The sequence below is a fragment of the Streptomyces sp. NBC_01546 genome (assembly GCF_045208355.1).
Taxonomy (GTDB): domain Bacteria; phylum Actinomycetota; class Actinomycetes; order Streptomycetales; family Streptomycetaceae; genus Streptomyces.
In genome coordinates this window covers 2780993-2797677 of sequence record NZ_CP109379.1, presented here as the reverse complement: position 1 = coordinate 2797677, position 16685 = coordinate 2780993, and the positions used below count along the sequence as shown (strand labels likewise).

Here is a 16685-nt window from a genome sequence, read left to right as displayed (position 1 = left end):
TAGGGGTGTCAGGGGAGGGGTTGGACATGGCTGTCGGCAAGGGCTGGGAGGGCGTGGTCCTCAAGCTGCTCAGGGGCAAGGACTTCACCTTCACGGTGACGGGGGCGGAAGACGTCACGGAGCACTACCGCCGGGTGCACTTCACCGACGGCGGGCTGTTGGCGGCCGCCGGGGACTCGCTGCACCCCACGATGTGGGTGCGGGTGTGGTTCGAGGACGCGGGCCGGCCGCACCAGCGCGCCTACACGCTGGTGGACCCGGATCCCGAAGCGGGAACCTTCTGCTTCGAGTTCGCCCTGCACGACGGCGTCGCCAGCGCCTGGGCGCGCGCCGCACGGCCCGGGGACACCGTCGACGCCACCGTGCAGGGGACGGGATTCACCGCCCCGGCGCCGGCCCCGGAGCGGCTGCTCGTCATCGGGGACCCGGCGTCACTCCCGGCGATCAACTCCCTGCTGGAGGCCTACCCGCAGACCCCGGCGACGGTCTGGTTCGAGACCCAGCACGCCTCGGACGCCGGGTTGCCGCTACGGGCGGACGCCGGCCGGCACGACATCCGCCGGGTGACGCGGGGCGGGACGGCGCTGGCCGACCGGGTCCAGGCCGAGCTGCCGGAGCTGCTCGGTCCCGACCCGGCGTCGGCGTACGTCTGGCTGGCCTGTGACACGGCGACGACCCGAACGCTGACGGCGTACCTGCGCAAGGAACTCGCTCTGCCCAAGCAGCGGGTGAACGCGCTGGGGTACTGGCGGGCGGCCTGAGCCGCGCCTGAACCGGGCCGGGGCGCCCGGGCCGGGTCCCGCTCAGGCGCCCGTGGTGCCGTCGACGGCCTCGCGGAGGAAGTCGGCGTGGCCGTTGTGGCGGGCGTACTCGTGGATCAGGTGGAGCATGACCAGGCGCAGCGAGGCCTCCTCCTTCCAGCTGGTCACGAAGGCCGTCACGTCGAGGGACTCGGCCGCGGCCTCGATCCGGCGGGCGTGCGCGACCTCGGCCTCCCAGGCCGTGAACGCCTCCTCGCGCGTGGCGCCGGCGGCGTCGTAGGCGGCCTGGAAGTCGTGGGTGTCGGACCAGAGGTGGGGCAGCTCCTCGCCGTTCAGGGTGCGGCGGAACCAGTGGCGCTCGACCTCGGCCATGTGCCGGACCAGGCCGAGGAGGGTGAGGGTGGAGGGCGGCATCGAAGGCCGGCGCAGTTCCTCGTCGGTCAGGCCCTCGCACTTCCAGGCGAGAGTGGCCCGGTGGTAGTCGAGGTAGGCGCGCAGCGTGTCGCGCTCGTTGCCGGTCAGGGGCGGTCCCGTGCGTTCCATGAGGGCGATCCTGCCCCGTGGCCTCGTGCGGGGGAAGACGGCCGGCTCAGCCCGCCGTCCACACGTACGGAGTCGTCACCCCCAGCACCCCGAAGCCGAGCCGCTCCAGGATCGGGCGGCTGTCCGCCGACGCGTCGACCTGGAGGTACGGGATGCCGAGCTCCGCTGCCCGGCGGGCCCGGTGGGCCACCAGCAGGCGGTAGATGCCGCGGCCGCGCCACCGCGGGTCCGTGCCGCCGCCCCAGAGGCCCGCGAACGGGATACCCGGCCGCATCTCCATCCGGGCCGCGCTGACCGGGGTGTCGCCCGCCATCGCGACGACGGCCGCGATGGTGTCCGGCTGCTCCCGCAGCAGGCTCAGCATCTGCTCCCGGATCTGCGGCCGCTCGGTGCCGAAGGCCCGCGCGTGGACGTCCATCATCAGATCCACCCCCGCCTCGTCGGTCACCACCCGCAGGGTGATGCCCTCCGGCGGCTCCACCGGCAGCAGGGCGAGCTCCGCCGTGCGGCCCACCATCAGCGTCTCGGGCGGCTCCGGCACGAAACCCGCCGCCCGCAGCCGCGCCCCGAGGTCCGCGGGCCGGTCGTGGTCGTAGAGCTTCCACTCGAACTCCGGCGCCCCCAGCCCCGCGAAGTGGGCGACCTGCGCCGCGATCTCCGCATCCGCCGTCTCCTCGTCGAGGTCCGACCAGAGCACGCCGTTCCAGCCGAGGCCGGGCACGGTCTGCCGGACGACCGCACCCGCCCGCTCCACCCGGGCCTGCGCCGCGTCCGGCTGTGCGTCGCGGCGCATCCGGGCGTCGTACGCGGCCCGCACCTTCAGGAGTTCATCGTGATCCATGGTCATCGGCCCAGCTGATCAGTGTCCGGCCGGGCCGCACAACTGCATTAGCCTCACCCCGTGAACGACGACTCCACCATCTACACCGGCAAGGCCACCCCCGACGCGGCCGCCGACCGCGGCTGGCTCCTCGGCCACTTCAAGGACCCCTCCGACCCCCGTCACAGCGAGGACGTGGAGATCAAGTGGGGCGTCCACCCGAAGGGCGAGGAGCGGGAGCGCTGGGCCACCGCGGAGAAGCGCACCGCACTGCTGGTGCTGATCAGCGGCCGATTCCGGCTGGAGTTCCCGGGGCGGACCGTCGTCCTCTCCGAGCAGGGCGACTACGTGCTCTGGGGGCGTGGCGTCGACCACTCCTGGTACGCCGAGGAGGACGCCGTGGTCCTCACCGTCCGGTGGCCCTCGATCCCGGGCTACCGGGTCGACGAGCCCGATGACCAGGAGCGCCTCCAAGAGCACCTCCCGGCCCCCTGTGACAATGCACACGAAAGGGGCCAACGATCGCGAAACGCTGCGATCGTTGAGATGTAGACCATCTTGGCCGGAACCGGGGCGATCCTCCGGGCCATCGGCCGGGCCTTCACGCGTTCACGTGTTCTTTGCGACGGGCTGTCTCCCGGTAAAGATCCGAACCACCAGGGAGCACGTCCGTTGGCAGCAATCGCGCGGTGGTGCATGCGGCACCGACTGCTCGCCGTTCTGATCTGGCTGCTCGCTCTCGGGGGGACCGCGGCTGCCGCGGGGACCGTCGGAGCGGCGTTCTCCAACGACTACGAGGTCCCCGGCACCGAGTCCGGCAAGGCGAACGACCTGCTCCGTGAGGGCTTCCACGGCCAAGGCGGAGACACCGACACCATCGTGTGGCGGGCCCCCGAGCGCCAGAGCGCCCGCACCCCCGGCGTCGAGCAGCGCATGACCCGCGCACTCGACGCCGTTGCCGCGCTCCCCGGCGTCGGATCGGTCGCCGGCCCCTACGGCCCGGGCCCCGACAGCGCCGCGCGGATCAGCCCCGACGGCCGTACCGCCTACGCCGTGGTGACCTTCGACCGGCCGGCCGACTCCGTACCCAAGGCCCAGGCCCAGGCGGTCCTCGACGCGGCCAAGAACCCGGCCACCGAGACCGACGGCCTCCAGGTCGAACTCGGCGGTCGTGCCATCGGCCTGACCGAGGCCCCCAGCGCCCACCTCGCCGAGGTCATCGGCGTCGCCATCGCGGCCCTCGTCCTCTTCCTGGCCTTCGGCTCGCTCGCCGCCAGCCTGCTGCCCATCGCGACCGCCCTGGTCAGCGTGGGCACCGCCTATTTCTGCATCACCCTGCTCGGCCACGCGATGCCCGTCGCCGACTTCGCCCCGATGCTCGGCACCCTCGTCGGCCTCGGCGTCGGCATCGACTACGCGCTGTTCATCGTCACCCGGCACCGCAAGGGCCTCGCCCGCGGACTCCCCGTCGAGGAGGCCGCCGAGAACGCCGTCGCCACGACCGGCCGGGCCGTCGTCTTCGCCGGAGCCACCGTCTGCATCGCGCTGCTCGGCATGCTGGTGCTGCGGCTGAACTTCCTCAACGGCGTCGCGATAGCCGCCTCCGTGACGGTCGTCCTGACGGTCGCCGCCTCGGTCACCCTGCTGCCCGCCCTCCTCTCGTACATCGGCATGCGCGCCCTCTCGCGCCGCGAGCGCCGCAAGCTCGCCGCCGAGGGTCCGCGGCCGGAACACACCACCGGCTTCGCCGCCCGCTGGTCCGCCTTCGTGGAACGCCACCCCAAGCTGCTGGGCGTCATCGCCACCGGGGTCATGCTGGTACTGGCCCTGCCCACGCTCTTCCTCCACCTCGGCACCTCCGACCAGGGCAACAACCCGGCCACCTCGACCACCCGGCAGGCCTACGACCTGCTGGCGGAAGGGTTCGGGCCCGGCACGAACGGACCGCTCACCGTCGTCGCCCGCCTCGACGGCGCCGGCGACCGGGTCGCAGTGGAGCAGCTGGCCGAGGCGCTCCGTACGACGAAGGGCGTCGCCTCGACGGGCCTGGCGGTCCTCAACCGGAGCGGGGACACCGCCGTCCTCACCGTCGTGCCCGACTCCGCCCCCCAGTCCCGGGCCACGAGCGACCTCGTCGACACGCTCCGCGAGGACGTCATCCCGCGCGCGGGGCACGGCAACTCGATGGAGATCCACGTCGGCGGAGTGACGGCCGGCTACGACGACTTCGCCGAGGTCATCATCGGCAAGCTCCCGCTCTTCGTCGGAGTGGTCATCGCCCTGGGCTGCGTGCTCCTGCTGCTGGCCTTCCGGTCCATCGGCATCCCGGTCAAGGCGGCGGCCATGAACGTCGCCGCCGTCGCCTCCTCCTTCGGCGTCGTCGTGGCGATCTTCCAGTGGGGCTGGGGCAGCGAACTGCTGGGCCTGGGCAGTGCCGGGCCCATCGAACCCTTCCTGCCCGTGATCATGGTGTCCGTCCTGTTCGGGCTGTCGATGGACTACCAGGTCTTCCTCGTCAGCCGGATGTACGAGGAGTGGCTGGAGACCGGCGACAACCAGCGGGCCGTGCGCGTGGGCCTCGCCGAGACCAGCCGGGTCATCAACTCGGCCGCCGTCATCATGATCTCCGTCTTCCTGGCCTTCGTGTTCAGCGGTGACCGGATCATCGCGATGTTCGGCATCGCGCTCGCCGCGGCGGTGGCCCTCGACGCCTTCGTGCTGCGCACCCTGCTCGTCCCCGCCCTGATGCACATGCTCGGCGGCGCCAACTGGTGGCTGCCCGCCTGGCTCGACCGGCGGCTGCCCCGGATCAGCATCGAGCCCCCGGACCGCGGTCCCCATGCGAAACTTCCGGCACAGCGGCCGAGCGAAGACACCGCGGAGCCGGCTGACTCCGTACCCGTGTCCCGCTGACCAGCCGTAAGGACTCCACGCATGTTCGCGATAGACCTGGCCGAAGACGCCCAGCTCAAGCCGCTGGAGGTGTGGCACGCCGAGGAATTCCTCGCCCACATGGACCGGGGGCGCGAGTACATCGGCCAGTTCGTCGGTTTCCCCGACCGTGCCACCGACCTGGACTCGGCGCGTGAGCTGCTCCGTAAGAACGCCGAGAAGGCCGCGAACGACGGCACCCGCTTCTTCGGCATCTGGGTCGGCGGCACGCTCGTCGGCGGAGTGCTCTACCCGGTCTTCGACGCCGCCGCCGGCAACTGCGAGGTCGGCTGCTGGCTGGAGCCGGCCGCCGCCGGACGCGGGCTGGTCACCGCCGCCTGCCGGGTGCTCATCGACTGGGCGTTCAACGGGCGCGGCATGCACCGCGTGGAGTGGCACGTCGCCCCCGAGAACAAGAAGAGCATCGCGGTCGCCGAGCGCCTGGGCCTGACCCGCGAGGGCGTGATGCGCGAGAACCACCTGCACCGGGGCGTGCGCCAGAGCACCGAGGTCTGGGCGGTCCTCGCCGACGAGTGGTCCGCGGCCCGTCCCGCCTGAGCCGTGCCCGGGCCCCGCCTTCGCGGGGCCCGCCGTATTTCTCATGAGACTCTCAGACAGGCCGCCTACGGTGCCCCGCATGGACACCACGAAGACCCCCGCCCCGAACGCCTCCGAGGCGGACACCACCCCGGCCGACCTAAAGAAGGCCGAGATCCCCCAGCCCGCCGAGGCCGAGGCCGACGCCGTGCTCGCCGACGGGGACCTGGACGACGACACGCTCGACGAGGACCTGGCAGCGGACGAGCAGCCGAGCCACGTCGGAGCCGCTGCCTCCGCGATCGTCGCCGCGGGTCTGTCCGTCGTCGCCCTCAGCGGCAGCTGGGTCGCCGGCATCGTGTCCGAGCGCAAGAGCATCACCGGCCGCCTCGAGCTGTCCCAGGCCGCCGACGCCAACGCCCAGATCGCCGCCCAGTTCGTCGGCCCGTGGCACGCCACCGCCCTGGTGAACGGCATCTTCTCCACCCTCGCCCTGATCATCGCCGTCTTCGTGCTGGCCCTGCCCGCCTTCGGCACCCCCGAGCGCACCCTCCCCACCTGGGTGCGGTCCGTCTCCTGGGCGGGCATCGCCCTGGGCGCCCTGGGCATCCTGCTCTTCGTCCTCATGTACTTCGACCTCCTCCTCGCCATCCCGAAGGCAGCCGGCGCAGCCGGCTAGGACCGCTCCTAGGCACTGCCTTAGGTCTTCTGAGCCCGCCTCGGGGACCTTGGGCACCGGACTAAGGCCCCCTGCCCCCGGCAGATGCGGCATGCGACCGATGTGCCGGTACCCCCTGGGACGCGAAGCTTGGATCACACCGAACGAGGTGCCCGAGCAACGCAACCAGGGAGTACGAGATGTTCGAGTACGAGATCGCAGCCGCCCGTCGCGCCGACCTCATCCGCGAGGCCGACGAGTACCGCCTGGTACGGGAGGCCAAGAAGGCGCGCCGCGCCTCTTCGCGGAGCCAGGATCCCGAAGGGCCGGTGACAGGACTCCGGAGCCGCTTCGCCCGCGCCGCGTAACCCGCGCCGCGACCCGCGTGAACTGACACGTGATGAGAAGCGCACCGATAACGAGTGCCGCTGAGCAGGGCGTCTGTGCGATGCTCGGCGACGTGGAGACCAGATCTGTCAGCCCGGTGTTCGTCGGCCGAGCCGACGAACTGGCCCTGCTCACCGACGCACTGACCCGCGCCGCCGGCCGGGAGCCCCAGGCGATGCTCATCGGCGGAGAGGCCGGGGTCGGCAAGACCCGCCTCACCGAGGAGTTCCTCGGGGAAGCGGCCCGCCGCGGCGCCGTGGTCGCCGTCGGAGGCTGTGTGGAGATCGGGGCGGAGGGGCTTCCCTTCGCCCCGTTTTCGACGGCCCTGCGCACCCTGCACCGGGAGCTCCCCGAGGAGCTCGCCGCCGCTGCCGCGGGCCAGGAGGACGAACTCGCCCGGATCCTCCCCGAACTCGGCGACACCCCCCGCGGTCCGCACGACGAGGAGAGCACCGCCCGGCTGTTCGAACTGACGGCCCGGATGCTGGAACGGCTCGCCGCCGAACGCCTCGTCGTCCTCGTCCTGGAGGACCTGCACTGGGCGGACACCTCCACACGGCACCTGCTCTCCTACCTCTTCCGCACCCTCGGCAGCGGCCGGCTCGTCGTCGTCGCCACCTACCGCGCGGACGACGTCCACCGCCGCCACCCGCTGCGGCCGCTCCTCGCCGAACTGGACCGGCTCCGCACCGTCCAGCGCATCGAGCTGCCCCGCTTCAACCGGGCCGAGGTGCGCCGCCAGCTCGCCGGGATCCTCGCCTCGCAGCCCGACGAGGACTTCGTGGACTCCGTCTTCGAGCGTTCCGACGGCAACGCCTTCTTCGTAGAGGAACTCGTCGCCTCCAAGGCGAGCGGCTGCCGCGCCGGACTCACCGAATCCCTGCGGGACCTGCTCCTCGTCCGCGTCGAGGTCCTCCCGGACGAGGCCCAGCGCGTGGTGCGCATCGTCGCCGAGGGCGGCTCCACCGTCGAGTACCCGCTCCTGCGGGCCGTCGCCGGGCTCACCGAGGACGAGCTCATCGGGGCGCTGCGGGCCGCCGTGGGCGCCAACATCCTGCTCGCCACCACCGACGGCGACGGCTACCGCTTCCGCCACTCCCTGGTCCGCGAGGCCGTGAGCGACGACCTGCTGCCCGGCGAGCGCTCCCGCCTCAACCGCCACTACGCCGAGGCCCTGGAGGCCGGCGAGTCCCTGATCCGCGCCGAGGAGCGGGTCATCCGGCTGGCCAACTACTGGTACCAGGCGAACGACCCGTCGAAGGCACTGCCCGCCGTACTCGACGCCTCCGTGGCCGCCCGCCGCCGGCACGCCTACTCCGAGCAGCTGCGCCTGCTGGAGCGGGCCATGGACCTGTGGGACAGCACCCCGGAGGAGGTCCGCGAGGCGCTGCGCCCGGCGGACTACACCGACGTGTACCCGCCGTGCGGCTGCGACCCGGCCACCACCCCGCTGCAGCGGCTCGACCTGCTGGCCGAGGCGACCGTGGCGGCCCGCTACGGCGGGGAGCGCGAACGCGCCCTGAAGATAACCAAGATGGCGCTGAGGACGCTGGACGACGGCCATGACCCGCTGCGGGCCGCCTGGTTCTGGACCGAGCGCTCCCGGCTGGTGGCCGGCCTCGGCCGTGGCGACGGCTGGGAGGAGATCGCCAAGGCGCAGGAACTGGTCCAGGGGCTGCCCCCGTCCCAGGTGCACGCCGAGGTCCTCGTCCGGGCCGCGGGCTGGGGCATGCTCCACAACCCGGGCCCCGCCAACCTGGTCGCCGCCGAACGGGCCGTCGCCTACGCGCGGATGGTGGGCGCCGAGGACGTGGAGCTCAACGCCCGGATCACGGTCGGCTGTCTCCTCACCGACGCCGACACCTCCGAGGCGGGCCTCACCGAGCTGCACGCGGTCAAGGACCGGGCCACCGAACTCGGACTCACGATGCTCGCGGGTCGTGCACATATCAATCTCACCTCTCAGCTGGAAAGCATGGGACGGTCACGGGAAGCGGTGGAGCTGGCCGAACAGGCGGCCGAACTCGTCCGCAAGTCACGGCTGTTGGACACCGAGGCATGGGCGCGGGGCAACATGGCGGAGAGCCTCTACAGCCTCGGCCGCTGGGACGAGGCCACCGAGCAGGCCCGCCGCACCCTGCTCGTCGGCCAGAGCGCCTCCCCGCGCGGCTCCGCCTCCGCACGGCTGGCCTACCTGGCCCTGGCCCGGGGCGAGCTGACCGAGGCGGCCCACCAGCTGGCCGCCGCCCACACCCACTTCGGCACCCACGAGACCCAGCCCCAGCACCGGATACCGATGTACCGCCTCGCGATCGGGATCGCCGCGGGGGAGGGCCGGATCGCCGACGTCCGCGCCGAGGTCGCCGCCGCCGTCGACTACGGCTTCGCCCTCGGGCAGCACCGCTACGCCTGGCCGCTGCTGCTCGCGGCCGCCACGGCCGAGGCGGACTCCCGGGGCCTCCCCGCCGCCGACACCGGCCGGGACGCCGCGCTGGAGGTACTGCGCACCGCCGCCCGCCACCTCGCCACCCCGGTACCGGTGTGGGCCGCCCACGCCGAGTACCTGCGGGTCGAGCTGCTGCGGGCGCAGGACCGGGACACCGTCGCCGACTGGACCGCCGTGGAAGCGGCCGTCCGCCCGCTGGAGCGCCCGTACCTGCTGGCCCGGGCCCGCCACCGGCTCGCCGAGGCGCTGCTGGCCGCCGGTGGCGACCGGGAGTCCGCGGCGGCCCTGATCCGCGACGCCCATGCCACCGCAGACGGGCTCGGCTCACGCCGGCTGCGTGAGGACCTGGCCCTGCTCGCACAGCGCGCCCGGCTCCCGCTGACCCCCGCCGACACACCCCCGGCCCCGCCCGTGGCGGACGCCGACCCGGTGGAGGCGCTCGGCCTGACCAGCCGCGAGCGGGACGTCCTGCGCCTGGTGGCTGCCGGCAGCACCAACCGCAAGATCGCCGAGGAGCTGTTCATCTCCCCGAAGACGGCGAGCGTCCACGTCTCGAACATCCTGGCCAAGCTGGGGGTCGCAGGCCGTGGCGAGGCGGCCGCCCTCGCCCACCGGCTGCGGCTCTTCGCCCCTCCGGGGCCGGTCAGTCCCCGTCAGCCGGAGCCCGCTCGTCGAGGCGTATGAGCACCTGGCCGGAGTCCAGGTCTATCGGCCCCCGTCCCGGGTCCCCGTCATTGACGTCGACCCGGGACAGCTCCAGCCGCTTCTTCTCCTCGTCCGTGTGCTTGCGTCCCGGGTTGAAGAGCTCCTCGATCATGTTGAACACCGCGTCCACCACACCTTTCGCCCCCCAGCGGGGACATGCCGGTCACCGCACCGTCAGTGTCAGGATCCTGTCGTCGCCCGCTTCCGGCGACCCGCGCCCGTCCGTCTCGCTCGTGACCAGCAGCAATCTGTCCCCGCCGAGCGCCACCACCGAGCGCAGCCGCCCGTACTTCCCCTCCAGGAAGGCCTCCGGCTCGGCCACCGGCTCCGTCCCGGCCAGCGGGATCCGCCACAGCCGGTTCCCCTTCAGCCCGGCCATCCACACCGACCCCTCCGCCCACGCGATCCCGCTCGGGGAGGCCTCGTCGGTCGTCCACACGGCCACCGGATCCCGCAGCCCCGGCTTGCCGGCCTTCCCCTCGGCCTCGGGCCAGCCGTAGTTCGCGCCGGGCTCGATCAGATTCAGCTCGTCCCAGGCCTTCTGGCCGAACTCCGCCGCCCAGAGCCGTTTGTCCTTGTCCCACGCGAGCCCCTGCACATTGCGGTGCCCGTAGGAGTAGACGACCGAATCCGCCTCGGGATTGCCGTGCACCGGATCCCCGTCCGGGGTCATCCGCAGGATCTTGCCGCCCAGCGACTTCTTGTCCTGCGCGAGACCGGTGTCACCGGTCTCGCCCGTTCCGGCGTAGAGCATCTTGTCCGGGCCGAACGCGATCCGGCCGCCGTTGTGGACGAGACCCTTGGGGATGCCCCGGAACACCGTGTCCGGCGCGCCCAGTTGCTGCCCGGCGGGCCGTTGCTCGTCATAGCGCATCCGGGCGATGCGGTTGTCGGACTCCGTCGTGAAGTACACGTACACCAGCCGGTCCGAGGCGAAGGAGGGCGACAGTGCGAGACCCAGCAGCCCGCCCTCCCCGCCCGGAGCCACCCCCGGCACCTTGCCGATCTGCGTCACCGCGCCCGAGCCCACCGCGACCCTGCTGATCGTCCCCTTGTCCCGCGAGGCCACCAGCAGGTCCCCGTCGGGCAGCGGGGCCACGCCCCACGGGGACTCCAGGCCCTTGGCGACCTCGCCGGTCACCGTCACCGCGCCCTTGGCCGGCGCACCGGCGGCCTCCGGCGAGGCGGACGGACTGCCCGACTGGCCGGCTGACCCCGAGCCCTTGGCGGCCGTGCCCGGTGGAGAGCTCCCCGGCTCCGCCCGTGGCCCCGCGCCCGGCCCGCCCGACGGCGAACATCCCGCCGCCAGCAGGGCGCCGCAGCCGGCCAGCGCCACCGCCGCCAGCACGCCCCGGCGCCGCGCGCCCAGGGCCTCGTACCCCACCTGCCGCCCGCGAGAACTTCCGTATCGCATCGCCCTGCTCCCTTCCGGTCGTCCGATCCTGCCCTTTCATCAGACTCAACAGCCGCGGAGGTTCCCGAAGTTCCATCACTCGTACACCCGATCGAGTGGTTGTGCCCCCAGGCGCGATCAGGCCCGATCGGGCCCGGCGAGTGCCCGGTCAGTCCTTGGTCAGTCCCCGGTCAGTCCCAGGCTCCCACCGCGGCCGGCAGGGCCGCGATCTCCGCGAGGTCCCCGGCCGTCAGCCGGACCTCCGCGGCCCGCGCGTTCTCCGCCGCCCACCGCGCCCGGTCGGCCCCCGGCACCGGAACCACCTGCGACCCCTGCGCCAGCACCCAGGCCAGCGCCACCTGCGCGACCGTGACACCGGGCCCGTGCCGCCCGGCCACCCGCCGCAGCCCCGCCACCAGCTCCTGGTTCGACGCCATCGCGTGCGCCGTGAACCGCGGATGCCGGGCCCGCACGTCCTGCGACTCGAACCCCTCACCCGGAGTGAGCGTCCCGGTCAGGAACCCGCTGCCCAGCGGCATCGCCGCCAGGAACCCCACGCCGCGCGCCGCACACCACGGCAGGAGCTGCCAGGCCGCCTCCGGAGACCACACCGACAGCTCCGCCTGCACCGCGCTCACCGGGAACACCTGCTGCGCCCGCTCCAGATGCCGCACGGTCGTCCCGTACGCCCGGTCCCCGCGCCGCCCGGCCCCCGGCCCGGCCCCGGCCCCCAGCGCGCAGAAGCCGAGCGCCCGCACCTTTCCCGCGCCCACCAGCTCCGCCATCGCGCCCCAGGTCTCCTCCACCGGCACGTCCGGATCCACCCGGTGCAGCTGGTAGAGGTCTATGACATCGGTCCGCAGCCGCCGCAGCGAGGCGTCGCAGGCCCGCCGCAGATATCCGGGCCGCCCGTCGGCCACCACGTGCTGGTCGCCCGCCCGCAGCCCGACCTTGGCCGAGACGAACGCCTCCGAGCGCCGCTCCGCCAGCACCCGCCCCAGCAGCAGCTCATTGGTGTACGGCCCGTACAGATCAGCCGTGTCGAGCAGGTTCGACCCCAGGTCCAGCGCCGTGTGCACCGCCGCCAGCGACTCCTGCCCCCGCCGCCGCGAAGGCGCATACGCCCAGCTCATCGGCATACAGCCGAGCCCGACGGCGCCCACCGACAGTGCCCCCGCCCCGATCGACCTGCGCTCCACCCGTGCGTCCTCCTCCCGGTCCGGCACTCAACCTAACGGCTGGATCCGGACGCTTGGCATAGCCTCGTGATCATGACTGTAAAGACCCCTGACGTCTGGCTCCCGTTCCCCGCCGAGGAGATCGACGGTCTGCCCGACTCCTTCCGGTACCGCCTGTGGGACGGGGAGGACGTCTTCCCGGCCGATCCGGCCGACTGCGTCTTCTACGTCACCCCGTACATGCAGCCCCCCGAGGTCACCGCGCGCCCGCTGGCCGCCATGCCCGCCCTCCAGGTCGTCCAGACCCTCACCGCGGGCATGGACCACATCCTCGGCGCCGTTGGTGACCTGCGCCCCGGAGTACGGCTGTGCAACGCGGCCGGGGTCCACACGGCGAGCACCGCCGAGCTCGCCCTCACCCTGACCCTCGCCTCCCTGCGCGGCATCCCCGGCATGGTCCGCGGCCAGGACCGCGAGGAATGGCTGTTCGGGGTCTACGACGCCCTCGCCGACAAGTCCGTACTGATCATCGGCTACGGAGCGATCGGCTCGGCCGTCGAGGACCGGCTCGTGCCCTTCGAATGCGAGCGGATCACCCGCGTCGCACGCTCGGCGCGCACCGCACCGCGCGGACCCGTCCACGCCCTGGCCGAGCTGCCCGAACTCCTGCCGCGGGCGGACGTGGTGATCCTCACGACCCCGCTGACCGACAGCACCCGCGGGCTGGCCGGAGCCGAGTTCCTCGCCCGCATGAAGGACGGGGCCCTGCTGGTGAACGTCGCGCGCGGTCCCGTCGTGGACACCAAGTCCCTGCTGGCCGAGGTCGAGTCGGGCCGACTGCGCGCGGCGCTCGACGTGACCGACCCGGAACCGCTGCCCGCAGGCCACCCGCTCTGGCATGCTCCGAATGTTCTGATCACGCCTCATGTCGGCGGCAGCAGCACGGCTTTCGAGCCACGGGCCAAGCGCATGCTGGCGCGCCAGCTCACCCGGTTCGCCGCCGGAGAGCCCGTGGAGCACACGGTGCTGATCACCACCTGACCCCCGGCGCACACGCTCCGCAATCACCCGGATGCGCTCAGTGGGCACAACTCCCCGCGTGGTAACGGAGCGTAGAGAAGGTATGTCCCTGAGTGACGAAAGTGGTGTATCGTCCGGAAGAAGGGGCTGCGCCACGAAAGTCTGGCGCTGGGGAGTGATCGGACACTTTGGGGGGCGACGGGCGATGCACGGCCAATGGACGAAGGATCCGACGCGGCAGAGCCGCCGGAGGCGGCGCTGCCGAGACGGGGCTGCACCGGAACCAGCAGGCGAGGGGGTCCGGTGAGTGCCCCGGGGGCGGCGCTCCTGAACCGTCCGTCCCTGTCGGGCGGAGGCAGGGGCCTGGTCATGCAGGTGCTCCTCGCGCTGGTCAGCGGGGGATACGCCGTCGGCGCCGCCCTCAACTGGGGGTCGGAGGAAGTCGCCGAGATCATGGGTGACTTCGGGCTCAGCGCGGCGGGCTTACTTGCCGCGGTCTCCTGCTTCTCCTACGCGCGGGCGATCGACAGCCGCGAACGTCCCGCCTGGCTGCTCTTCGCCTTCTCCTCCCTCATGGGCGCCTCCGGAAACGCCGTCTGGGGCTGGTACGAGGTGATCCTCGGCCAGGACGTGCCGAAGCCCTCGCTGGCCGACTTCGCCTTCCTGTGCTTCGCCCCGCCGGCCATCGTGGGCTTGTTGGTCCTCGCCAAGCGCCCGGTCACCCGCGCCGGCTGGGTCTGCCTCGGGCTCGACTCCTGGCTCATCGGCGGCTCCCTGCTCACCCTCTCCTGGAGCCTGGCGCTGGCCCACGCGGCGCGGACCGCGCAGTCCGGCGCCCCCGGCAGCGTCCCGCGCGCCGCCCTCTCCCTCGCCTATCCGCTCCTGGACATCGCGCTGGTCTCGATGGTCCTGGTCCTGCACTTCCGGCGGTCCGAGACCAACCGCTCGGCCGTCAACACCGCCATCGCCGCGCTCGCCCTGACCGTGCTCAGCGACGCGCTGTTCACCTCACCGCTGCTGAGCGCCGAGTACCAGTCCGGCCAGCTGCTCGACGCCGGCTGGTTCGCCGGGTCGCTGCTGCTCGCGTACGCGCCCTGGGGTGCCCGGCGCCTCCATCCGGGACCGGAGCCCGTCGGCCCCCGGCGCGTCGAGAGGCCGCACAGCCGCCCCATCACCGGGTCGCTGCCCGCCCTCACCCCGTACCTCGCGGCCGCCGTGTGCACCCTGGGTATCCTCTACAACGTCGTGGACGGCCGGAAGGTCGACCGGGTGGTCGTCTTCACCGGCTGCACCGTCGTGCTCGCCCTCGTCATCCGCCAGGGCATCATGCTCCTCGACAACATCGCGCTGACCCAGGAACTGGCCCAGAAGGAGAACCACTTCCGCTCCCTGGTCCAGGGCTCGAGCGACGTCATCATGATCGCCGCACCCACCGGCACCCTGCGGTACGTGAGCCCCGCCGCCGCCGGGGTCTACGGCCGCGAGGCGGAGGAGCTGGTCGGCACCGAGCTCGCCACCCTGATCCACCCCGACGACCTCGGCAGAGTGGTCCACGAGGTGCGCCGCTTCCTCGCCGCTCCGCCGACCGAGGAACCCACCACCCGCATCGAATGCCGCTTCAAATCGGGCGGCGGCGAGTGGCTCAACGTGGAGTCCACCGTCAACCGCCACCAGGGCGGACTCATCCTCAACAGCCGGGACGTCACCGAGCGGGTCCGCCTCCAGGCGCAGCTCCAGCACAGCGCCGAACACGACCCGCTCACCGACCTGCCCAACCGGGCCCTGTTCACCCGCCGCGTCCGCCAGGCGCTGACCGGCCGGCGCGCGGGCGACCACAGCACCGCCGTCCTCTTCATCGACCTCGACGGCTTCAAGGCGGTCAACGACACCATCGGCCACCAGGCCGGCGACGAGCTGCTCGTCGAGGCCGCCCACAGGCTCCAGGACTCGGTCCGGGCCGGGGACACCGCTGCCCGCCTCGGCGGCGACGAGTTCGCGGCGCTGATCCTGGGCGACGGCAGCCGCGACCGCAGTGCCCGCGAGTACCAGGTGCACGAGATCGCCGACCGGCTGCGCACCACGCTCTCCCAGCCGTACCGGATCGCCGGCAGCGAGGTCCGGGTCGCCGCCAGCATCGGTGTGGCCTTCGCCGACCCCGGCATCACCCCTTCGGACCTGATGCGCAACGCGGATCTCGCGATGTACCGGGCGAAGGCCGGAGGCAAGGACCGCGTCGAGCTGTACGCCCCGCAGATGCAGGCCGAGGTCGTACGGAAGGCCGAGCTGGCGGGGCGGCTGCGGACCGCGCTCCACGAGGGGGAGTTCGCCCTGCTGCACCAGCCCGTGGTCTCGCTGGCCACCGGCGAGGTCTCCACCGTGGTCGCGCAGGCCCGCTGGCGCTCGGCCCAGGGGATCCTCTTCACCCCGGCGGAGTTCCTCCGGGTGGCCGAGTACAGCGAGGGCGCCGCCGCCACGGGGCCTGATGCCCCTCCCGGCTTCGCCGCGGGCACCAGCACCCGCAGCGCCGAGCTGGGGCGCTGGCTGCTGGAGCAGGCCGTGGAACAGGCCGCCGACCGGCACCGGGCCGGGCACGGCGTACCCGTGGCCGTGCGGATGACCGCCCAGCGGCTGCTCGACCGCGCCGTGCCCCTCGGCTCCGTGGAGGCGCTGCTGACCCGGCACGGGCTGCCCTCCGGAGCCCTGGTCCTGGAGCTCGCCGTATCCGACCCCAGAGTGCCCTTCGACGATCTGGAACGCCGCCTGACGGCCCTGCACCGGCTCGGGGTGGGCATCGCGCTGGACGGTTTCGGGAGCGGCTATGCGGCCATCAGCGCCCTGCGCCGCCTCCCGGTGGACATGCTCAAGCTGGACCGCGGCCTGGTGGAAGGCGTCGTGGAGTCCGCCCGCCTGCACAAGATCACCGCAGGTTTGTTGCGGATCGCAAACGACCTGGGCATGCAATCGGTGGCCGACGGGGTGGATCTGCCCGAGCAGGTCATGGCCCTGCGCGCCATGGGGTGCACCCACGGTCAGGGGATGGCCTTCTCCGGGCCACTCGATGAATACAGGCTGCGGCGGGCGCTCGTGCGCGGTACGTTCCCCGTACCGGGTGGTGCGGTGCAGCCCGCCCTGGCCGGTGGTTCGTCCGGGGGATCGATGGCCATCCACAGAGGCTCACATAATGAGACGCCCGTCCCACCTACTTGACATCACCCTCCCGCCGGAGGGAGGGTCAGTGCCATGCGCACCCGAATTCTCGTACTTGGAAAGCGCGTCGGCTGAAGCAGGGGCCAGCATGTCCCCGCT

The 16685-nt window shown here is 72.6% G+C and carries 14 protein-coding genes; 9 read left to right on the top strand and 5 right to left on the bottom strand.

Annotated elements, in window-relative coordinates:
• Positions 1-26: 26 nt before the first annotated feature.
• Positions 27-761 carry a siderophore-interacting protein gene (locus tag OHA89_RS12370; protein WP_266614820.1) on the top strand — a complete coding sequence of 245 codons (735 nt, stop codon included), beginning with the start codon at positions 27-29 and terminating at the stop codon, positions 759-761.
• Between the two features lie 42 nt (positions 762-803).
• On the opposite strand, the gene OHA89_RS12365 is transcribed toward OHA89_RS12370, so the two are convergent.
• Both OHA89_RS12365 and OHA89_RS12360 read right to left on the bottom strand, forming a co-directional pair.
• Positions 804-1304, bottom strand: a complete 501-nt coding sequence (locus tag OHA89_RS12365; RefSeq protein ID WP_215140157.1) for a DinB family protein — start codon at positions 1302-1304, stop codon at positions 804-806.
• Positions 1305-1350: 46 nt separating this feature from the next.
• Positions 1351-2145 (bottom strand): GNAT family N-acetyltransferase, encoded by a 795-nt coding sequence (locus OHA89_RS12360; RefSeq protein WP_266615373.1) that lies wholly within the window; start codon positions 2143-2145, stop codon positions 1351-1353.
• Positions 2146-2205: 60 nt separating this feature from the next.
• On the opposite strand from OHA89_RS12360, the gene OHA89_RS12355 reads away from it, so the two are divergent.
• The 6 genes from OHA89_RS12355 (at position 2206) to OHA89_RS12330 (ending at position 9767) form a co-directional block, all read left to right on the top strand.
• Positions 2206-2676, top strand: a complete 471-nt coding sequence (locus tag OHA89_RS12355) for a signal peptidase I (RefSeq protein ID WP_266614818.1) — start codon at positions 2206-2208, stop codon at positions 2674-2676.
• Positions 2677-2796: 120 nt separating this feature from the next.
• The gene (locus OHA89_RS12350) at positions 2797-5037 is read left to right on the top strand and encodes an MMPL family transporter (protein WP_266614816.1); all 2241 of its coding nucleotides are present in this window, start codon (positions 2797-2799) and stop codon (positions 5035-5037) included.
• A gap of 21 nt (positions 5038-5058) precedes the next feature.
• On the top strand, positions 5059-5613 hold the full coding sequence (locus OHA89_RS12345; RefSeq protein ID WP_266614815.1) for a GNAT family N-acetyltransferase: 555 nt from the start codon (positions 5059-5061) through the stop codon (positions 5611-5613).
• Positions 5614-5692: 79 nt separating this feature from the next.
• Positions 5693-6271: a hypothetical protein gene (locus tag OHA89_RS12340; protein ID WP_215140154.1), complete on the top strand. Its 579-nt coding sequence runs from the start codon at positions 5693-5695 to the stop codon at positions 6269-6271.
• Positions 6272-6450: 179 nt separating this feature from the next.
• Positions 6451-6618: a hypothetical protein gene (locus tag OHA89_RS12335; RefSeq protein ID WP_215140153.1), complete on the top strand. Its 168-nt coding sequence runs from the start codon at positions 6451-6453 to the stop codon at positions 6616-6618.
• A gap of 80 nt (positions 6619-6698) precedes the next feature.
• The gene (locus OHA89_RS12330) at positions 6699-9767 is read left to right on the top strand and encodes an AAA family ATPase (protein WP_323186091.1); all 3069 of its coding nucleotides are present in this window, start codon (positions 6699-6701) and stop codon (positions 9765-9767) included.
• On the opposite strand, the gene OHA89_RS12325 is transcribed toward OHA89_RS12330, so the two are convergent.
• The 3 genes from OHA89_RS12325 to OHA89_RS12315 form a co-directional block, all read right to left on the bottom strand.
• Positions 9727-9918, bottom strand: coding sequence for a DUF6191 domain-containing protein (locus tag OHA89_RS12325; protein ID WP_374199210.1), 192 nt, complete (start codon positions 9916-9918; stop codon positions 9727-9729). The genes OHA89_RS12330 and OHA89_RS12325 overlap by 41 nt on opposite strands.
• A 33-nt stretch (positions 9919-9951) precedes the next feature.
• Positions 9952-11202 (bottom strand): sorbosone dehydrogenase family protein, encoded by a 1251-nt coding sequence (locus OHA89_RS12320; protein WP_266614813.1) that lies wholly within the window; start codon positions 11200-11202, stop codon positions 9952-9954.
• A gap of 170 nt (positions 11203-11372) precedes the next feature.
• Complete coding sequence (locus OHA89_RS12315; RefSeq protein ID WP_406366155.1) at positions 11373-12380, bottom strand: aldo/keto reductase; 1008 nt, start codon at positions 12378-12380, stop codon at positions 11373-11375.
• A 72-nt stretch (positions 12381-12452) separates the two neighbouring features.
• On the opposite strand from OHA89_RS12315, the gene OHA89_RS12310 reads away from it, so the two are divergent.
• Together OHA89_RS12310 and OHA89_RS12305 are read left to right on the top strand one after the other, a co-directional pair.
• Complete coding sequence (locus OHA89_RS12310; protein ID WP_406366154.1) at positions 12453-13400, top strand: 2-hydroxyacid dehydrogenase; 948 nt, start codon at positions 12453-12455, stop codon at positions 13398-13400.
• A gap of 282 nt (positions 13401-13682) precedes the next feature.
• A complete protein-coding gene (locus OHA89_RS12305; RefSeq protein WP_406366153.1) occupies positions 13683-16586 on the top strand; it encodes a putative bifunctional diguanylate cyclase/phosphodiesterase in 2904 nt (967 codons plus the stop codon).
• Positions 16587-16685 lie beyond the last annotated feature (99 nt).

Coding starts and splice junctions, on each gene's coding strand:
- OHA89_RS12370 (WP_266614820.1), top strand. CDS start 27: ATGGCTGTCGGCAAGGGCTGGGAGGGCGTGGTCCTCAAGCTGCTCAGG.
- OHA89_RS12365 (WP_215140157.1), bottom strand. CDS start 1,304: ATGGAACGCACGGGACCGCCCCTGACCGGCAACGAGCGCGACACGCTG.
- OHA89_RS12360 (WP_266615373.1), bottom strand. CDS start 2,145: ATGGATCACGATGAACTCCTGAAGGTGCGGGCCGCGTACGACGCCCGG.
- OHA89_RS12345 (WP_266614815.1), top strand. CDS start 5,059: ATGTTCGCGATAGACCTGGCCGAAGACGCCCAGCTCAAGCCGCTGGAG.
- OHA89_RS12340 (WP_215140154.1), top strand. CDS start 5,693: ATGGACACCACGAAGACCCCCGCCCCGAACGCCTCCGAGGCGGACACC.
- OHA89_RS12335 (WP_215140153.1), top strand. CDS start 6,451: ATGTTCGAGTACGAGATCGCAGCCGCCCGTCGCGCCGACCTCATCCGC.
- OHA89_RS12330 (WP_323186091.1), top strand. CDS start 6,699: ATGCTCGGCGACGTGGAGACCAGATCTGTCAGCCCGGTGTTCGTCGGC.
- OHA89_RS12320 (WP_266614813.1), bottom strand. CDS start 11,202: ATGCGATACGGAAGTTCTCGCGGGCGGCAGGTGGGGTACGAGGCCCTG.
- OHA89_RS12310 (WP_406366154.1), top strand. CDS start 12,453: ATGACTGTAAAGACCCCTGACGTCTGGCTCCCGTTCCCCGCCGAGGAG.